The 15,359-nt window shown below is 72.5% G+C and carries 17 protein-coding genes; 7 read left to right on the top strand and 10 right to left on the bottom strand.

Annotated features, from left to right (window positions below; translation table 11 throughout):
* Positions 1 to 27: 27 nt before the first annotated feature.
* The 4 genes from DQ384_RS17415 to DQ384_RS17400 all read right to left on the bottom strand — a co-directional run bounded on the left by DQ384_RS17415 (position 28) and on the right by DQ384_RS17400 (position 3,814).
* Entirely contained in the window at positions 28 to 765 is a 738-nt protein-coding gene (locus tag DQ384_RS17415) for an SDR family NAD(P)-dependent oxidoreductase (RefSeq protein ID WP_114029887.1), read from the bottom strand.
* Positions 766 to 926: 161 nt separating this feature from the next.
* Positions 927 to 2,270 carry a hypothetical protein gene (locus DQ384_RS17410; protein ID WP_147268811.1) on the bottom strand — a complete coding sequence of 448 codons (1,344 nt, stop codon included), beginning with the start codon at positions 2,268 to 2,270 and terminating at the stop codon, positions 927 to 929.
* Between the two features lie 36 nt (positions 2,271 to 2,306).
* Positions 2,307 to 3,233: a hypothetical protein gene (locus DQ384_RS17405; protein WP_114029885.1), complete on the bottom strand. Its 927-nt coding sequence runs from the start codon at positions 3,231 to 3,233 to the stop codon at positions 2,307 to 2,309.
* A complete protein-coding gene (locus DQ384_RS17400) occupies positions 3,233 to 3,814 on the bottom strand; it encodes a hypothetical protein (protein WP_147268810.1) in 582 nt (193 codons plus the stop codon). Before DQ384_RS17400 ends, DQ384_RS17405 begins: the two co-directional genes overlap by 1 nt.
* 465 nt (positions 3,815 to 4,279) lie before the next feature.
* Here DQ384_RS17400 and DQ384_RS17395 point away from each other — a divergent pair, with 465 nt between their 5' ends.
* A complete protein-coding gene (locus tag DQ384_RS17395) occupies positions 4,280 to 4,717 on the top strand; it encodes a hypothetical protein (RefSeq protein WP_114029883.1) in 438 nt (145 codons plus the stop codon).
* Between the two features lie 3 nt (positions 4,718 to 4,720).
* On the opposite strand, the gene DQ384_RS17390 is transcribed toward DQ384_RS17395, so the two are convergent.
* From DQ384_RS17390 to DQ384_RS17375, 4 genes are all read right to left on the bottom strand, one after another.
* Entirely contained in the window at positions 4,721 to 5,104 is a 384-nt protein-coding gene (locus DQ384_RS17390; RefSeq protein WP_114029882.1) for an Ada metal-binding domain-containing protein, read from the bottom strand.
* 84 nt (positions 5,105 to 5,188) lie between these two features.
* Positions 5,189 to 5,803, bottom strand: coding sequence for a methylated-DNA--[protein]-cysteine S-methyltransferase (locus tag DQ384_RS17385; protein WP_114029881.1), 615 nt, complete (start codon positions 5,801 to 5,803; stop codon positions 5,189 to 5,191).
* Positions 5,800 to 6,303, bottom strand: coding sequence for an RNA polymerase sigma factor (locus DQ384_RS17380; RefSeq protein WP_114029880.1), 504 nt, complete (start codon positions 6,301 to 6,303; stop codon positions 5,800 to 5,802). The genes DQ384_RS17385 and DQ384_RS17380 overlap by 4 nt, the downstream gene beginning before the upstream one ends.
* A gap of 40 nt (positions 6,304 to 6,343) precedes the next feature.
* Complete coding sequence (locus DQ384_RS17375) at positions 6,344 to 6,844, bottom strand: methylated-DNA--[protein]-cysteine S-methyltransferase (protein WP_114029879.1); 501 nt, start codon at positions 6,842 to 6,844, stop codon at positions 6,344 to 6,346.
* Positions 6,845 to 7,036: 192 nt separating this feature from the next.
* Here DQ384_RS17375 and DQ384_RS17370 point away from each other — a divergent pair, with 192 nt between their 5' ends.
* A complete protein-coding gene (locus tag DQ384_RS17370) occupies positions 7,037 to 8,230 on the top strand; it encodes a cytochrome P450 (RefSeq protein WP_114029878.1) in 1,194 nt (397 codons plus the stop codon).
* 100 nt (positions 8,231 to 8,330) lie between these two features.
* Positions 8,331 to 9,527 carry a Gfo/Idh/MocA family protein gene (locus tag DQ384_RS17365; RefSeq protein WP_181871263.1) on the top strand — a complete coding sequence of 399 codons (1,197 nt, stop codon included), beginning with the start codon at positions 8,331 to 8,333 and terminating at the stop codon, positions 9,525 to 9,527.
* A gap of 56 nt (positions 9,528 to 9,583) precedes the next feature.
* On the opposite strand, the gene DQ384_RS17360 is transcribed toward DQ384_RS17365, so the two are convergent.
* Both DQ384_RS17360 and DQ384_RS17355 read right to left on the bottom strand, forming a co-directional pair.
* On the bottom strand, positions 9,584 to 10,990 hold the full coding sequence (locus DQ384_RS17360; protein WP_114029876.1) for a M1 family metallopeptidase: 1,407 nt from the start codon (positions 10,988 to 10,990) through the stop codon (positions 9,584 to 9,586).
* Positions 10,991 to 11,189: 199 nt separating this feature from the next.
* Complete coding sequence (locus tag DQ384_RS17355) at positions 11,190 to 11,624, bottom strand: response regulator (protein WP_114029875.1); 435 nt, start codon at positions 11,622 to 11,624, stop codon at positions 11,190 to 11,192.
* 143 nt (positions 11,625 to 11,767) lie between these two features.
* On the opposite strand from DQ384_RS17355, the gene DQ384_RS17350 reads away from it, so the two are divergent.
* The 4 genes from DQ384_RS17350 (at position 11,768) to DQ384_RS17335 (ending at position 15,250) form a co-directional block, all read left to right on the top strand.
* Complete coding sequence (locus tag DQ384_RS17350) at positions 11,768 to 12,109, top strand: helix-turn-helix transcriptional regulator (protein ID WP_114029874.1); 342 nt, start codon at positions 11,768 to 11,770, stop codon at positions 12,107 to 12,109.
* 150 nt (positions 12,110 to 12,259) lie between these two features.
* Positions 12,260 to 13,120: a glycosyltransferase family 2 protein gene (locus tag DQ384_RS17345; RefSeq protein ID WP_245966554.1), complete on the top strand. Its 861-nt coding sequence runs from the start codon at positions 12,260 to 12,262 to the stop codon at positions 13,118 to 13,120.
* Positions 13,117 to 14,022, top strand: a complete 906-nt coding sequence (locus DQ384_RS17340; protein WP_114029872.1) for a glycosyltransferase family 2 protein — start codon at positions 13,117 to 13,119, stop codon at positions 14,020 to 14,022. Before DQ384_RS17345 ends, DQ384_RS17340 begins: the two co-directional genes overlap by 4 nt.
* Before the next feature lie 229 nt (positions 14,023 to 14,251).
* Positions 14,252 to 15,250, top strand: coding sequence for a Ppx/GppA phosphatase family protein (locus DQ384_RS17335; protein ID WP_114030067.1), 999 nt, complete (start codon positions 14,252 to 14,254; stop codon positions 15,248 to 15,250).
* Positions 15,251 to 15,359: the final 109 nt, after the last annotated feature.

Genomic DNA, 15,359 nt, shown 5'->3' with positions numbered 1-15,359 from the left:
TTCCCCGTCGCACCGGAGCGGGGCTGATCAGCCGAAGCGCCGGGTGAGCGCGCGGAACACGCCGGGCGCCGAGCCGCGCAGGCGTGCCGGAATCCACATCCACCCCGGAACGTACGATTCGGCCCGCCCGCGCTCGACCGCCTTGAGGACGCATCGCGCCACCCGCTCGGGCGGGATCGGCGTGGGCCAGGCCCGGTCGTAGGGTTCCCCCCGCCGCCGGAAGAACGGCGTGTCCACCACCCCCGGGACCACCACCGACACCCCGACACCAGGCACCTGCCGCACCTCGTCCCGCAGCGCCTCCGCGAACACGAGAAGCCCCGCCTTCGCCGCCGAGTACACCGCCTCCCGCCCCACCCCGACCGCCCCCGCGATCGACGCCACGAGCACCACGTGCCCCCGTCCCGCCTCCACCATGTGGGGCAGGAGCAGCCGGGCCAGATGCATCGGCGCCGTCAGGTTGACCGCCACCACCTCGTCCAGCGTGTCCGCCGGCATCTGGGTGAACGACCCCGCCCATCCCACGCCCGCATTGCTGACCAGCACGTCGACCTTTCCCACCCGCTCGGCCAACAGCTCCCGGTCCTTCACAACGTCGGCGACCACGGCCGACCCTCCGGTCCGCGCGGCCACCGCCTCCAGCCGCCCCCGATCTCGCCCGGCCAAAACCAGCTCGGCCCCGGCCGCGGCCATCACCCCCGCCACGGCCGCCCCAACCCCCGACGAAGCCCCCGTAATGAGCACCCGAGCCCCCGCCACCCGCATAACCGCAGGCTAACCTCCGTCCCTCAGCCCTTCGAGGACTCGACCCCACACGGCGTGCCCCCCACCCGGGGCCTGGGAGCTCGCTCGCCGGGGAACACCCGCCGCCCCCACCCGCGGCGGGTGTTCCTCCGCTCACGGCATCGGCATCCCGAACGGCGGTCCTAGCCCCGGACGGCGCCCGCCGGGTCGCCCGCGCCGACCGGGGTCGGGGAGGACGGGCGGTCGGACTGGCAGCGCAGCTTCTCCGCCGGGGTCATCGGGCCCGTCCGCTGGTACACCCGGTCGGACAGCGTCGTCGCGGCGTAGTCCAGCACGGTGTAGAGCCGCCACTCGGAGTTCGGGTCCGCGGCGGCCGGGGTCTGGGTGAACCAGCCCTCGGTCCGCCTGCGGCCCGCCTGCGTCTCGATCCAGGACGCCTCCGAGGGCTGCACGACCTCGTTGACGTTGCGCGTGTTGGTCGTGGTCCAGTCGGGAGAGGTTGCCGTCCCGGCCGAGAACTGCTGCGCCATGTTGCTCACGGTGGTTCCCGTGCCGGGCAGCCCGGCGTTGGCGGGCAGGTCGCCGTACGAGCGCCCGGTGAACGTGACCGGCCTCGTCCGCTTGAGGACGTTGCGCGTGCAGTTGATGTAGGTGTCGCTGTTGACCTGCGCGGGCTCGTAGTAGGCGTACGAGTAGTCCTTGTCCGGGGTGAACGCGCACCTGCCGGTCGCGCCGGCGCAGTAGTTCACCGCGTCGGCCACCGGCCTGCTGTCGTTGCCGTAGAAGGCCACGGAGGGCGGCAGGGCGGTCTTCGGGATGGTCTTGTCCACGGGCGGCGGCGTCTGCGTCGCCCGCACGTCGGCGATCATCGGCCCGCACCAGCCGCCGGCGTTGAAGGTGTTGGGCACCTGGGACGTGAACGTGAGCAGCGGCTCGTACTCGCTCGCGGTGAACGTGTAGGTCTGCCCGGTGCGCCAGACGCCCTTGCCGAGGGTGTTGGCCTTCTTGTCCGGGTCGGGAGCGGTGGTCCGGGTGCTGGACGCGCCGCCGGCGGCTTCGACCGTGTAGGGCTGGCCCTCGGCGAGCGCGGCCGGGGTGCAGTTGGCGGAGACCCCGGGGCTGTCGTCGAAGGTGACGGTGACCTGCGCGCCGGGGCGTACGCCGCGCAGCCGCTGCTTGAAGGCGTAGGAGGCCAGGGGGAAGCGCAGCATGACGGCCGTCTTCCCGGCCGGGTGCCCGGAGTTGGCGCCCGAGAAGCGCCCGACGCCCGATCCGGTGCCGGATCCGTTGGTCGAACCCACCGACCAGCCCTGGACCGCCAGCCAGTTGGGCTCGCCGCCGGTGATGGCGGGAAGGCTGAAGTCGCCGTTGATGACGGCGACCTGCACGGGGGCGTACCCCGCGGTGTGCTCGGCGTGTGCGGGAGACGTGGCGGCGGCCAGGCTCAGGCACAGGGCGGCGGTGACGCCGGACGCCCGGACCGCGCCGGTCCGGACACGGGTATCGCGTATGTACGGTCTCTTCACGGTGATCTCCACGGGTGAATGCTGGGAGGGGACGGGTCAGGGACGCTCGGCGGCGAACACCACGTGCTCCCGCAGCCGCGCTCCCGGCGGCACCGCGGGCAGCTCCGTCAGCCCTCCCGTGCCGCGGGCGAGCCGTTTCGGGGTGTCGTCGGCCGCGGTCCTGCCCTGGGGCCGCAGGCGCTGGCACGTGCCGCCGGGCGCGGTGAAGGTGTCGGCGACGAAGGTGCTGGTGTTGACGCTGGACGGGCCGTCGACGGCGACGTTGCGCACCTTGAGGCCGCCCACGGTGAGCGTCCCGGCGATCCGCTGCATGGCCGAGCTGGCTCCGAACGTCAGCACGTCTCCGGACCGCACGGTCACGTCGTAGCTCGTGGACTCGGTCTGCTCGGTGGTCCAGGTCCGCTGGTACTGCAGCCGGAACGCCCCCTCGAAGGCGCCCTTGACGCCGAGCGAGCCCGTGATCTTGCCGCTGCCGTTCGCGCCGGCCTTGGCTCCGACCGTGGCTGACGGGCCCTGCTGCTTGTTCGGGGTGTCGAAGCTGCCGCTGCCCTCCGCGTTGACCCCGGCGCTGAGCTCGCCGGACCCGTTGATGGTCCCCTCCGCGGAGATCTTGCCGGTGATCTCGCCCCCGAGGTTGTCGGAGCTGCTCGTGCGCAACGTGACCTGACGGGTCACCTTGATCTCGTCGAGCGTGCAGTTGATGACCGCGTTCCCGAGGGACTTGACGGCGCTGTAGTACTCGCCGGAGGCGGCCGCGTCGATCGCGAACCGGCAACTCCGCGGGCGTTCGGCGCATCGCCTGACGGCCTTGCCCGCCGAGGCCAGCGGCTTGCCGCCGTCGAACGCGCTCACCGCGGGCACCTCGGGCAGCGGGGTGGCGGACGCCGTCGCCGGGACGAACGCGACCAGGGCGGCGGCGGGAAGCAGGGACATCCGGCCGATACGGGATATCTTCGTGATCATCACTTCATCAGCTCGCAGATGCCGGTCAGCAGGGCGGGGTCTCCCTGGAACAGAGGGGCCAGATCGGCGGCGAACGCGTCGCACGTCCCGGCGACGGCCGTCGCGGCGTTGTCGGAGGGCGCGGGCTTGAACTCGCTCAGCGCCCGCTTGGTGTCGTCCAACCCCTTCTGCTGGTCGGCGCCGTCACCGATGAGGTTCGTCATGCAGCCCTTCGCCTCGGTGGAGTCCGGGGCGCACTTCTCGGCCTTGTCCTTGGCCGCGGCGATGTCCTTCTTGGCGTCCTCGCCGGCCTTCTTGGCGTCCGCGCGCCCTGACTCGACGCTGCCCCGCTCCTCCGCAGGCGCGCCACAGGGCTTCGGCTCCCCGCCGGGACAGGGCTGCTCCTCGGGAGGCGGGTCGTCGGCCCCGGCGATATGGACCGGCGAACCCGTGTCCGTGGGAACCGGCGAACCCGTGTTCATATGGACCGCCGAACCCGCAGCCGCGGACGCGGCGCCCGCCGGGCCGAGAGCACAGACGGCGGCGGCCGTCACCGCCGATACGAGCATGACCAAGCGACCGGTCAAATGAATGGTGCGCATGTCCTTCTTTCGGCTTCGAGTGGATCGATCGGTGGCATCGAAAAGACGCATGCACAAGGTAGTGATCCTGACGCGCATAGTCATGATCGCCACGCCCGGTCGTGTCACGCAGTGTCACCCACCGTCACGTTCCGCGGCTTCGTGCTCATGAGACCTGCTGATCTTCTGAGCCCTTCAGGGGGTTCGATGTCTCTCATTCGTGCAGGTCAGGGCCTGGTCGTCGCCGCGGCTCCCGTGGCGGGGCCGTTCTGGCGGGGTCGATGGCGGATGCCGGGGCCGGCCGGTGGGCCCGGTGCCCGTGCCGCCAAAGTTTCGGCCTGACGGGAATTGGGCAGGCCGCGCGATATGCTCCGGACACGCTTTACCGAAAAGGTGTGAGGATATTTCCGGCATTTCCGGCCGGTCGGTGAGAAATAACCATCCCCCTGAAATTTCCATATATCGCTCAGGGAGAGAACCATCGCCGTGCGAAACAACATCCTCAAGGCCGCCGTCGTCGGCGCCGTGCTGTCGTCGGCCCTGACCGCGTGCTCCTCGCCGGCGCCCCCCGTGGGCACGGCCACGCCGACGCCCGTCCCGGCGTCGCCGCCGCCGCAGGTCAGCCCGCCCAAGGCGATCCCGAACGAGCCCGGCCAGCGCAAGAACGTCAAGCAGACGTCCTGCGCCGCCGTCCCGGGCGGCTGGGCCGCCGAGGGGACCGCCGCGAACAGGGGGACCACGCCCGTCACCTACTCGATAACCGTCTTCTTCACGACGACGGCGGCCACCGTCCTGGACTTCGCGAAGACCGAGGTGTCCGTGAAACCCGGCGAGGTCGCGAAATGGAAGGCCAGCAAGAATTTCGAGGCCCCGGACAAGGTGCTGTGCCCGATGCCCGGAATCACCGCGTCCCGCGCACAGTGAGTTTCACACCCGTGCCCTCGGAAAAGCGGGTATACCAACGCGAACTTCCCGAGCTAGATTCGGCCGTGCCGTGCCGTGCCGGGGCGGGTCCGGGGGCAGGTGCACGATTTTCAAAATCGTCGGCGGGGTTCCTGCCTTCCAGGCTTGGTATTCGGCCGGTAGGCAGGTGGCGCAGGGGCGGAAGCCTGCGGCGAGGGCGGTGTCCTCGTCGGCGAAGAAGACGCGGTCGCGGACGTACCCGCCGCGGGCGCGGGCGCGCTCGGCCGAGGGGCAGTCCAGCCGTCCGTAGATCTTGCTACGCCGGTGCCCGCCCAGCGTTCCGGCGACCTGGCTCTCGTACGGCCTGCGGTCCGCACCCAGCAGGGTGTACGTCTTGGCGCGCGTCATCGTTCCCTTCCCCGCTTCCGTGGTGGGCTTCCGTGGTGGGCTTCGCGGTGGGTGATTCGTCAGGGAGGTTCGTGGTGGTGGTGTTCATGCTGCCGTCTCCAGGTTGAGGAGGAAGTGCTTGGCCTCGGCGCCGCCGGCGTACTGGCCGGCCGTCCCGTCGGAGCGCACCACCCGGTGGCAGGGCACCACGACCGGCAGCGGGTTGGTGGCGCAGGCGGTGCCGACGGCGCGGACCGCCCGGGGGCTGCCGGCGGCCAAGGCCACCTGGGCGTAGCTCTCGGTGCGGCCGTAGCCGATGTCGCGCAGGTGGGTGAGCACCGCGCGCCGGAACCCCTTGGACAGCCGCCAGTCCAGCGGCAGGTCGAACCGGGTGCGACGCCCCGCGAAGTACTCGTCGATCTGTCGGCTCGCCTCGTCCAGGCGGCGCGGGGCGTTCAGGATGCGGGGGCTGATGCTGCCCGCGAGATGCGACAGGACGGCGTCGTGGTCCTGGACGGCGAAGGCGACCTTCACCAGGCCCTCGTCGGTGGCCGCGAGCAGAAGGTCGCCCACGGGGGTCTCCAGGGTGCGGTAGGCGATGTCGAGGATTCCCTCGCGCTGCGCCTGGTCGGCGAGCCGTTCGCGTAGCCGGGCCATCGCGGGCCCGTCCTGCGCGGGGAGCGCCGCGAGCAGGCGCCCGGGGTCGGACGGGGACGTCATCGGGCCACTTCCTTCTGTTCGGTGTCCACGGGATCGCCTGGATAGGTGGTGCGCAGGGTCTTGATGCCGTCGGCCGCGGCCCTGCGCGCGGCGTCGGCCGTCCCGCCGAGGAGGGCGGCGATGTCCTTGTACGGCAGCCCGGCGAGGTAGTGGTAGGCCACCGCCTGCCGCTGCCGGGCGGGCAGTGCCTTGAGCGCCTGCCACAGGTCGCCGTCCCAGTCCTCGGGCCGCCCCGTGCGGGCCGGCCGGTCCGGCAGCGTCTCCACGGGGGTGGGACGGCGGGCGGCGGCGCGGGTCACGTCGATGGCCTTGCGGTGGGCGATCGTCACCAGCCACGCCTCCACGTTCGCCTCGGGCGGCAGGTCCGGGTACGCCTTGATCGCCGAGAGGAAGGTCTCGGACCAGGCGTCCTCGGCGTCGTGGGGCCCGAGGACGGCTCGGCATACGCGCAGCACCATGGGGCCGTACTCGGTGACGATCTGCTCGAAGGGTCGTCGCATGGTCACATCCTGGGGAGGTCCGGCCCGGCGGTACCGGCGTTCAGAACAGTCTTGCCGCCTTCCGCTCGGCCGGCTCCTCCAGGTCCAGCAGGTACCGCTTGCGCTCCAGCCCTCCCGCGTACCCGGTCAGCGAGCCGTCCGCCCCCACCACCCGGTGGCACGGGACGATCACGCAGACGGGGTTGCGCCCGCACGCGGCGCCCACCGCCTGGGCCAGGGTCACGTCGCCCAGGTCCCGCGCGAGGTCGCCGTACGTCCGGGTCTGCCCGAACGGGATCTCCTCCAGCAGTTTCCAGACCTTCTGCTGGAACCCGTCCCCCTGGGCGGCCAGCGGGAGGTCGAACGCGGTCCGCTCCCCGGCGAAGTACTCGCCGAGCCTGCGGCGGACCTCCTCGAACCCCGACGGGCTCGGCTCGCCCAGGTCCTCCGGCTTCGGGTGACGCCGCTGCCCTGCGAAGTACAGCCCGCACAGCACGCCGTCCTCGGCGACCGCGGTGAGGTCGCCGACCGGTGAAGCGATGACCGTATGGGTCCTTGCCATGGTCGCCTGGCCTTTCCGGAACTCGCGGGACCGCCGGCGCGGCCCCTCACTCCGAAGACGCCGGGGGCGCCCGAAACGTGAGATCGCGGGCGCGGCTATACGGGGTGCGACGTGGGGAGTAAAGTCCCCAATGGATCAGCTGTTGGGCCCATGGCCTTGAATCTGCCGTCCCCGACCACGTCAGGGGGTCGTATGAGCGAGGCTCCGGCCACGCAGCTGCACACGAGCAGGGCGGGGTTCGGCCCGGCGCCGGAGCTCACGGCGCTGCGCGACGGCGAGGGCGTCAGGCGCGTCACGATGCCGTTCGGCGCCGACGTCTGGATGGTCACCCGGTACGCGGACGTGCGCGAGGTGCTGAGCGACCACGGCCGGTTCGCCATGGCGGTCGAGAGTGATTTCCTCATGCCGGTGGCGCAGCCGAGCGAGGAGAAGAAGGCCCAGATGCGCGCGGGCAACCTGCTCGCGTTCGACCCTCCCGAGCACACCCGCCTGCGGCGGATGCTGACGCCGGAGTTCACGGCCCGGCGCATCAGCCGTCTGGAGCCACGCGTCGGCGCCCTCGTCGAGGAGCATCTCGACGCGATGGAACGCGCGGGCGCGCCGGCCGACCTGGTGCCGTCGTTCGCGATGCCGATCCCGTCGCTGGTGATCTGCGAGCTGCTGGGCGTGCCGTACGCGGACAGGTCGGGCTTCGGGGATCGGGCCCGTCGCATCCTGGACCTGCGGCTGTCGCTGGAGGAGCGGGCCGCGGCGCGGGTGGAGTCGCGCCTGTACATGATCGACCTGGTGACCCGCATCAAGGCGGACCCGGGCGACGAGCTGCTCGGCATGCTGCTGCGCGAGCACGGCGACGACCTGACCGTGAACGAGATGGCCGGTATCGGCAACCTGCTGCTGCTCGCGGGCCACGAGACCACCGCGAACATGCTGGCGCTCGGCACGCTGGCCCTGCTGCGCAACCCCGACCAGCTGGAGCTGCTGCGCGAGCAGCCCGAGCTGATCGAGCCGGCGATCGAGGAGCTGCTGCGCTGGCTCTCCATCGTCCACTCCGGCACGATGAAGATCACCCGTACGGAGGTCGTGATCGCGGGGCAGGTCATTCCGCCCGGCGAGTTCGTGATGTGCGTGCTGCCCGCGGCGAACCGCGACCCTGCGCTGATGTCCGACCCCGAGCGGCTGGACATCACGCGTGGCACCCCCGGCCACGTGGCCTTCGGCCATGGCGTGCACCACTGCCTGGGCGCGCCGCTGGCCCGCATGGAGATGCGTATCGCGTTCCCGGCGCTGCTGCGGCGCTTCCCCGGCCTGCGGACGGTCGGCGCCGAGGCGCACTTCCGCGACTCCAGCGTCGTGTACGGCGTGACGTCGCTGGACGTCACCTGGTGATCGTCGGCCGTCTCGTGGCCGGCCTCCGATCCCGGCCGGCAGCGGCGCGCGACGGATGCCGTTCAGGCTCCAAACCATGACAAATGAGAGAATTCGGCGCGTGACCTCCCCCCTCAGCTCTCCGCTCCGCGTGGGCGTCCTCGGCCTCGGCGCCGTGGCCCAGGCGGTCCACCTTCCCCTGCTGGCCAAGCGCCCGGACCTGTTCGCCGTCGCGAGCGTCTGCGACGTCGCGCCCGAGGTGACCGACGTCATCGGCCGCCGGTACGGCATCGCCGAGAACCGCCGGTTCACCGCACTCGGCGACATGCTCGACGCGGGCGGCATCGACGCGCTGATGATCCTGTCGCGCGGCTCGCACGCGCCGGCGGTCCACGCCGCGTTCGCCCGCGGGCTGCCGGTGTTCTGCGAGAAGCCGCTGGCGTACACGACCGCCGAGGCGGACGGCCTCATCGCCGCCGAGCCCGATCTCGGGCACCCGGCGATCCTGCTCGGCTACATGAAGCAGTACGACCCGGCCGTCGTCGAGGCGGCGCGGCTGCTCGCGGACGTGGACGACATCCGCAGCGTCGAGGCGACCGTGCTGCACCCCACCGGCGCCTCCCAGCTCGAATTCGCCCGCGTGGTCGGCCCGAGCGCGCCGCTGCCGCCGCGCGTGCGGGCCGACGCCGACGCCGAGGAGCGGGCACTGCGCGCCGCCGCGGTCGGCGACGCCGACGAGGCGCTGTGGCGGGCCTACCGCGGCGTGCTGGTGAGCAGTCTCGTGCACGACCTGTCGATCCTGCGCAGCCTGGGCTCACCCCCCGAGACCGTGGACTTCGCCGACATCTGGCGGCAGACGTCCCGGCACGCCGTGCGGGACGCCGTCCGCGACCACGAGGCCTTCGGCCACCCCTCGCCGTCCATCACCGCCACGGGCACGCTCGCCACGGGCGGGCGGTTCGCCCTCTCCTGGCACTTCCTGCCCGACTTCCCGGCCTACCGGGAGACGGTTCGCGTCGTGCACGGGCGGGGCACGGTGGAGCTGGTCTTCCCGTCCCCGTACCTGATGCACGCGCCGACCGAGCTCACCGTCACCACACTCGACGGCGACGCCGAGCGGCGGGCGCTGCGCCGCAGCATCACCGAGGCGTTCGAGACCCAGCTGGAGGCGTTCCACGCCATGGTCCGCGACGGGGTGGAACCCCGGTCCGGGCTGGAGGCCGGGCGGGCGGACATCCTGGACTGCCAGCGGATCATCGCGGCCTTCGCCGGCCGCACCGGCACCCCGGTCGGCGGCGAGGTGGGCCGGCTCCTCTGAGTTCCGGTCCGGGCCCGGAAGCCGGAACCCGTGCGGGCAGGGTCAGCGGGAAGTGCTCACCACGCGGTCGGCTTGCCCTTCTGGTACAGCCACACGTCGAAGAAGCCCTTCAGGTCCTTGCCCGACACGCGCTGCGCCTGCGCGACGAACTCGGCGGTGGTCGTGTTGCCGTACTTGTGCGTGGCGGCCCAGTCCTTGAGCAGCCGGAAGAACGCCGCGTCGCCGATCTTGCCGCGCAGGGCGTGCAGCGTCATCGCGCCCCGGTTGTAGGGGACGTTGCCGAACATGTCCACCGTGCCGGGGTCCGTCGCGACGATCTGCCAGAAGGACGAGGTCGCGGCGCGCCCGTAGTTGCTCGCGCCGTCGAACGTCTGCTGCGTGGTCGCGCCGCCGTTGTGCTCGGTCCACAGCCACTGGGCGTACGTCGCGAAGCCCTCGTTCAGCCAGATGTCGGACCAGCGGCTGAGCGACACGCTGTCCCCGTACCACTGGTGGGCGATCTCGTGCGCCATCGTGCCGAGGCCGGGGGCGCTGGAGAAGATGGGCTTGGTCTGGCTCTCCAGGGCGTAGCCGACGTTCGGCGCCCGGTCGATGATCGCCCCGGCGGAGGCGAAGGGGTAGGGGCCGAAGAGGGAGCTGAAGTACTCGATCATGTCCGGGATCCGCGCGACGGCGGCCGCTGACTGAGCCGCGAGCCGCGGGTCGACGGCGGTGTAGACCGGGATCCCGCTCGGCGTCCTCGTCTGGGTGACCTGGAAGTTCCCGATCGTCACGGTGGCGAGGTAGGTCGCCATCGGCTCGGTGGAGTCCCACACGAACGTCGTACGCCCGTTGCTCGTCTTCTGCGACAGCAACTGCCCGTTGCCGACCGCGGTGAGGCCCTCCGGCACGGTCGCGCGGAAGGTGAACGTCGCCTTGTCGGTCGGGTGGTCGTTGCCGGGCAGCCAGGCGGGGGAGCCCTGCGGCTCGCCCGGGACGAACACGCCGTCGTCGGTCGGCACCCATCCCTCGATGGACTCGTCCGGGTCGGTGATGACCGGTGGTGTGCCCGCGTACTTCACGGTCACCGTGAAGCGCTCGCCGGTCTTGAGCTTCGGGCGCGGGGTGACGACGAGTTCCTGCCCGTCCCGCCGGAACGACGCCGGGTGCTTGCCGACGGTGAGGGAGCTGATCTGCGGCCCCCGGAAGTCCAGGTCGAACTGGTCGAGGTCCTGCGTGGCCACCGCGGTGAGCGTGGTGCTCGCGTCCATGTACCTGGTGGCGGGATCGTAGGAGAAGCCGACGTCGTAGTGCTGGACGTCGAGGCCGCCGTTGCCCGCGTCGGGGAAGTACGAATCCCCGACGCCGGGCGCGCCCGCCGAGTAACGTCCGTGGCCCTCCGGGGAGGCCAGCGCGGGCTGCGCTCCGACCAGGACGGAAAGACCGGCCACGACGGCCGCGCCACGCAAAGCAGGGAACTTCATGCGATTCCTCTCAGCGGTCTCGACCGGAACCGGGGCCGGGGACGCCCCAGAGCGAGAGGGCGCGTCTCCGGCTACGACGCCGCGGTGGCGCTGGTCAAGACGCTGGAGATCGTATAAAGCACCTCGAAACCGGTCAAGGCTGGTCGAAACGGAAATCTGCCGGTCGCGCGACCGGAAAAGGGGGGCCGTCGTCACGTCTTCAGGCGGGCGGGACGCGCGCGGCGGTCCCGCGGTAGAACGCGTCGATGCTGCGCACGGCGTTGGTGAACGCGTCCAGTTCCACCGGCTTGACGATGTAGGCGTTGGCGTGGCGGCGGTAGGCGGAGGAGATGTCGTCGGGGGACGAGGAGGTGGTCAGCATCACGACCGGGATCGTCTTCAGGTCCGGGTCCGACTTCAGGATGCCCAGGAGCTCGGTGCCGTCCATGCGGGGCATGTTCAGGTCGAGCACGATCAGATCGGGACGCGTGGCCGTGCCGCCGCGCAGGTACTCCAGCGCCGCCACCCCGTCGGGCGCCTGCACGACCGAGCGGGGCGTGCCGCCGGTGGTGAGGGCCTCCTCGATCAGGAGCGCGTCGCCGGCGTCGTCCTCGACCAGCAACACGTGATACGGCCTGGCCGTCTGCGTGATCATGCTCGCTCCTTCACCCCGCGGGCCAAATGGCAGGAGTCGCCGCCACACCGATAGGCGTAGCATGTTACGCGAAACATTATTCACCAAAGTTGTTTCGTAGAATAGCCGGGGTACGGATGTCGGCGGAGGCGTGAGGTGATGGCGTGGGAACCCCCCCAGCTCCTGGAGACGGCAAGGCGTGGACCTTTCTCACCAACCACGCCCGCGTGCTGATCCGCATCGCCCGCTCGCCCGACATCCGCATGCGCGACATCGCCGACGCCGTCGGCATCACCGAGCGCGCCGCCCAGCTCATCGTCGCCGACCTGGAAGAGGCCGGGTACCTGACCCGCAGCCGGGTCGGCCGCCGCAACACCTACACCATCACGCCCGGCCGGCCCTTCCGGCACCCCGCCGAGGCCGACCACGACATACATGCGCTCATCGCCCTCTTCACCCGGGCGGAAGCCGAAAACGATCCCTCGGACGTCGACGCCGGGGTCTGACGCCGCGCGGGCCGCGGCGCCCTGCCGGGACGCCGCCGTCAGAGGCCGCCGCGGGCCGTTGAACCGGGATTTCGCGCGTCGAGACCGGGCAGGCAAGAGGACATGGACCAGTCACGGGCGCCCCACCTCCGGCGACGGCGCGGACCGTCCGTGCCGTCGCCGGAGCCCGGGCGCGACGCCCGGGTGACGGTCGTGGTGGCGACCCGGGACCGCCTGCACGGCCTGGCGCGCTCGCTGCCGCACCACGACGGGCGGGTCATCGTGGTGGACAACGGCTCGGCCGACGGCAGCCCCGCGATGGTGCGGCGGCGGTTCCCGCACGTCGAGGTGGTGGAGCTGGGCGAGAACCGCGGGGCGACGGCGCGCAATCTCGGCGTCCACCTCGCGCGCACGCCCTATGTCGCCTTCGCCGACGACGACTCGTGGTGGGCGCCGGGCGCGCTCGGCAGGGCCGCCGACCTGTTCGACGCCCACCCTCGGCTCGGGCTGCTCGCCGCGCGCGTCCTGGTCGGGCCCGAGGAGCGGCCGGACCCGATCTGCGCGCGGATGGCCCGCTCGCCGCTGCCCGTGGAGCCCGGCCTGCCCGGCCGGAGCGTCCTCGGGTTCCTGGCGTGCGGCGTGGTCGTCAGACGGGACGCGTTCCTGGCGAGCGGAGGCTTCGACGACGTCATCTTCTTCCTCGGCGAGGAGGAACGCCTCGCGGCGGACATGGCCGCCGCCGGATGGGGGCTGTGCTACGTCCCCGGCGTCGTCGCCCATCACCATCCGTCCCCGCCGCGCGACCCCCGGGCCCGGCAGGCGCTCGCCCTGCGCAACGCCGTGCTGAACGCCGTGCTGCGCCGGCCCTGGCGGGTCGTGGCGCGCCGGGCCGTCGCGGCCGCCCGGAGCGGGGACGCTGGCCGCCGCGGGCTGGCCCAGGCCGTACGGCGGATCGGGCCCGCGCTGGCCTGCCGCCGGCGGTTGCCGCCGGCCGTCGAGGCGGCGTTCGCGGCCCTGGAGACGCCCGGATGACCGAAGAGGGCGAGCGGCGCGTCGGCGTCGTCGTCATCACCTGGAACCGCAGGCAGGAGGCGCTCGCGTCGGTGGGCAGGCTGCTCGCGCTGCCCGAGGGCCCGCGGGTCGTGCTGGTCGACAACGGCTCCGACGACGGGACGGCCGAGGCGGTGGCGCGGGCGTACCCCGAGGTGGACCTGGTCGCGCTGAGGGAGAACCTCGGCGCGGTCGGCCGCAACATCGGTGCCGCGCGCCTGGACACGCCCTATGTCGCCTTCTGCGACGACGACACGTGGTGGGACCCCGGCTGCCTGACCCGGGCGGCCGACGTGCTGGACGCGTGCCCGCGCCTGGCGGTCGTGACCGCGCGCATCCTCGTGGAGCCCGGCGGGCACGAGGACCCGATCGTCCCCGAGCTGCGCGACTCGCCGGTGCCCCGGCCGGACTGGCTACCAGGACCGGCGCTCGGCAGCTTCCTCGCGGGGGCGTCGGTGGTGCGCAGGCACGCCTTCCTCGGCTGCGGCGGCTTCCACGCGCGGCTTTGGCTCGGCGGCGAGGAGGAACTGCTGGCGGCCGACCTCGCCGCGGCGGGCTGGGAGCTGTGCTACCTGGAGGAGCTCACCGTCCACCACCAGGCGTCCACGATCCGCGACCCGCACGCCCGCCGCCGCGCGGGGCTGCGCAACACGTTGTGGTTCACGTGGCTGCGGCGGCCCCTGCGTCCGGCGCTGCGCCGGACGTCCCATCTGATCCGCACGGTGCCGCGCGACCGCGTCTCGGCGCTGGCGTTCCTGGACGCGCTCCGCGGCCTGCCGTGGGTGCTGGCGGAGCGGCGGTCCCTGCCGCCCCACGCCGAGCTCCGCTTCGCCGCCCTGGAGGAGTCCCAGTCCCGCTCGACAGCCCGCCGCTACATCAGCTGACCCCGGCGCGCGCGGGGCGGGGCCGCCTGCCGGCGCGAACGGGCCGCAACGGTGTCGGGTTGCGTGCGGTAGCCCTTGCTGCGCTTGGGTAAAGGCATTGGAATGGCCATGAATGACCGTGCTTGTCAGTAAGTGTCAGGGAGCGATTCGTCACACGGCCGCGCTCGACGCCCCCGCACGGGACCATGGAGGCGCCATCGACGCTCCATCGAGAGGAAAGGTGGTGGTGATGCGCCACGCGGGGGTGCTGGACGTCGGGTGTCACAGCGCGCTGCTCACCGTCGTCAGGCGGCCGGCCGCGGACACCCGGCTGGACACCGGGCTTGACACCGGGTTGGAGACGGTGACGTCCCGCAAGGTCCGCCTCAGGCTCAACGAGATGCTCGGCCCGGACGGACGGGTGACCGAGCGCGGGGTGCGCAGCCTGCAACGCGCGGTCGCCGAGGCGATGCGCACCGAACACGGGACGCGGGTGCCCGAGGGGGCGGAGGTGTTCGCGTTCGCCACCTCCGTCATCCGGGACGCGCCCAACCGCGACGAGGTGATCGCCCGCATCGCGAAGGCCACCGGCACCCGGCTGCGGGTGCTGTCAGGGCAGGAGGAGGCCCGGCTGGCCTACGTGGCCGCCCGCCAGTGGGCCGGCCCGCCGACCGGCCGCCTGCTGGTGCTGGACATCGGCGGCGGCACCGTCGAGGTCGCCTCCGGCTTCGGCGCGCACCCCGAGACCGTGCACTCCCTGCCGCTGGGCGCGCGTACGGTCACCCGCCAGTGGCTGCCCGGCGGCGTCGCCCGCTCCGCCGCGCACCTGCGCGAGGTGCGCAGGCGTCTTCGCCACGCCTTCGCCGAGGTCGCCGACCTGCCGTCGGTGGTGCCCGGCGGGCGCGTGCTCGCGTGCTCCAAGACGTTCACCCAGCTCGCCCGGCTCGGCGCCGCCCACGCGGGCCCGCCGGCCACCCGCCGCCGTCTCACCACGCGCGCCCTGCGCGCGTCGCTGGCGCTGCTGGCCCGCACGGACCCCGGCGACCGCGGCCGGCTGCCCGGCATCAGCGCCCACCGCGCCGAGCAGTCACTGGCCGGAGCGCTGGTCGCCGAGGCCCTCATGCACGCCTGCGGCGCCACCCGCGTCGAGATCTGCCCCTGGTCCACCCGCGAGGGCCTCCTCCTGGAACGCCTCGCCGCCCTCCACCGCCTCACCCCAGCGCGGAGCTCGCCGTCCCCAACAGGGTGAACGGCGCGCGTGTGGTCCGGCACAGGAGAGGCCAGTGGAGGCCCGGTCGCGGGGACGGGCCTCCACTGGCGCGGAAGGCGGATCTCAGGGGATGGCGACGACCGTGGCC

It is taken from the genome of Sphaerisporangium album, from assembly GCF_003323745.1.
GTDB classification, from domain to species: domain Bacteria; phylum Actinomycetota; class Actinomycetes; order Streptosporangiales; family Streptosporangiaceae; genus Sphaerisporangium; species Sphaerisporangium album.
This window is presented reverse-complemented; position numbering and strand designations above follow the sequence as displayed.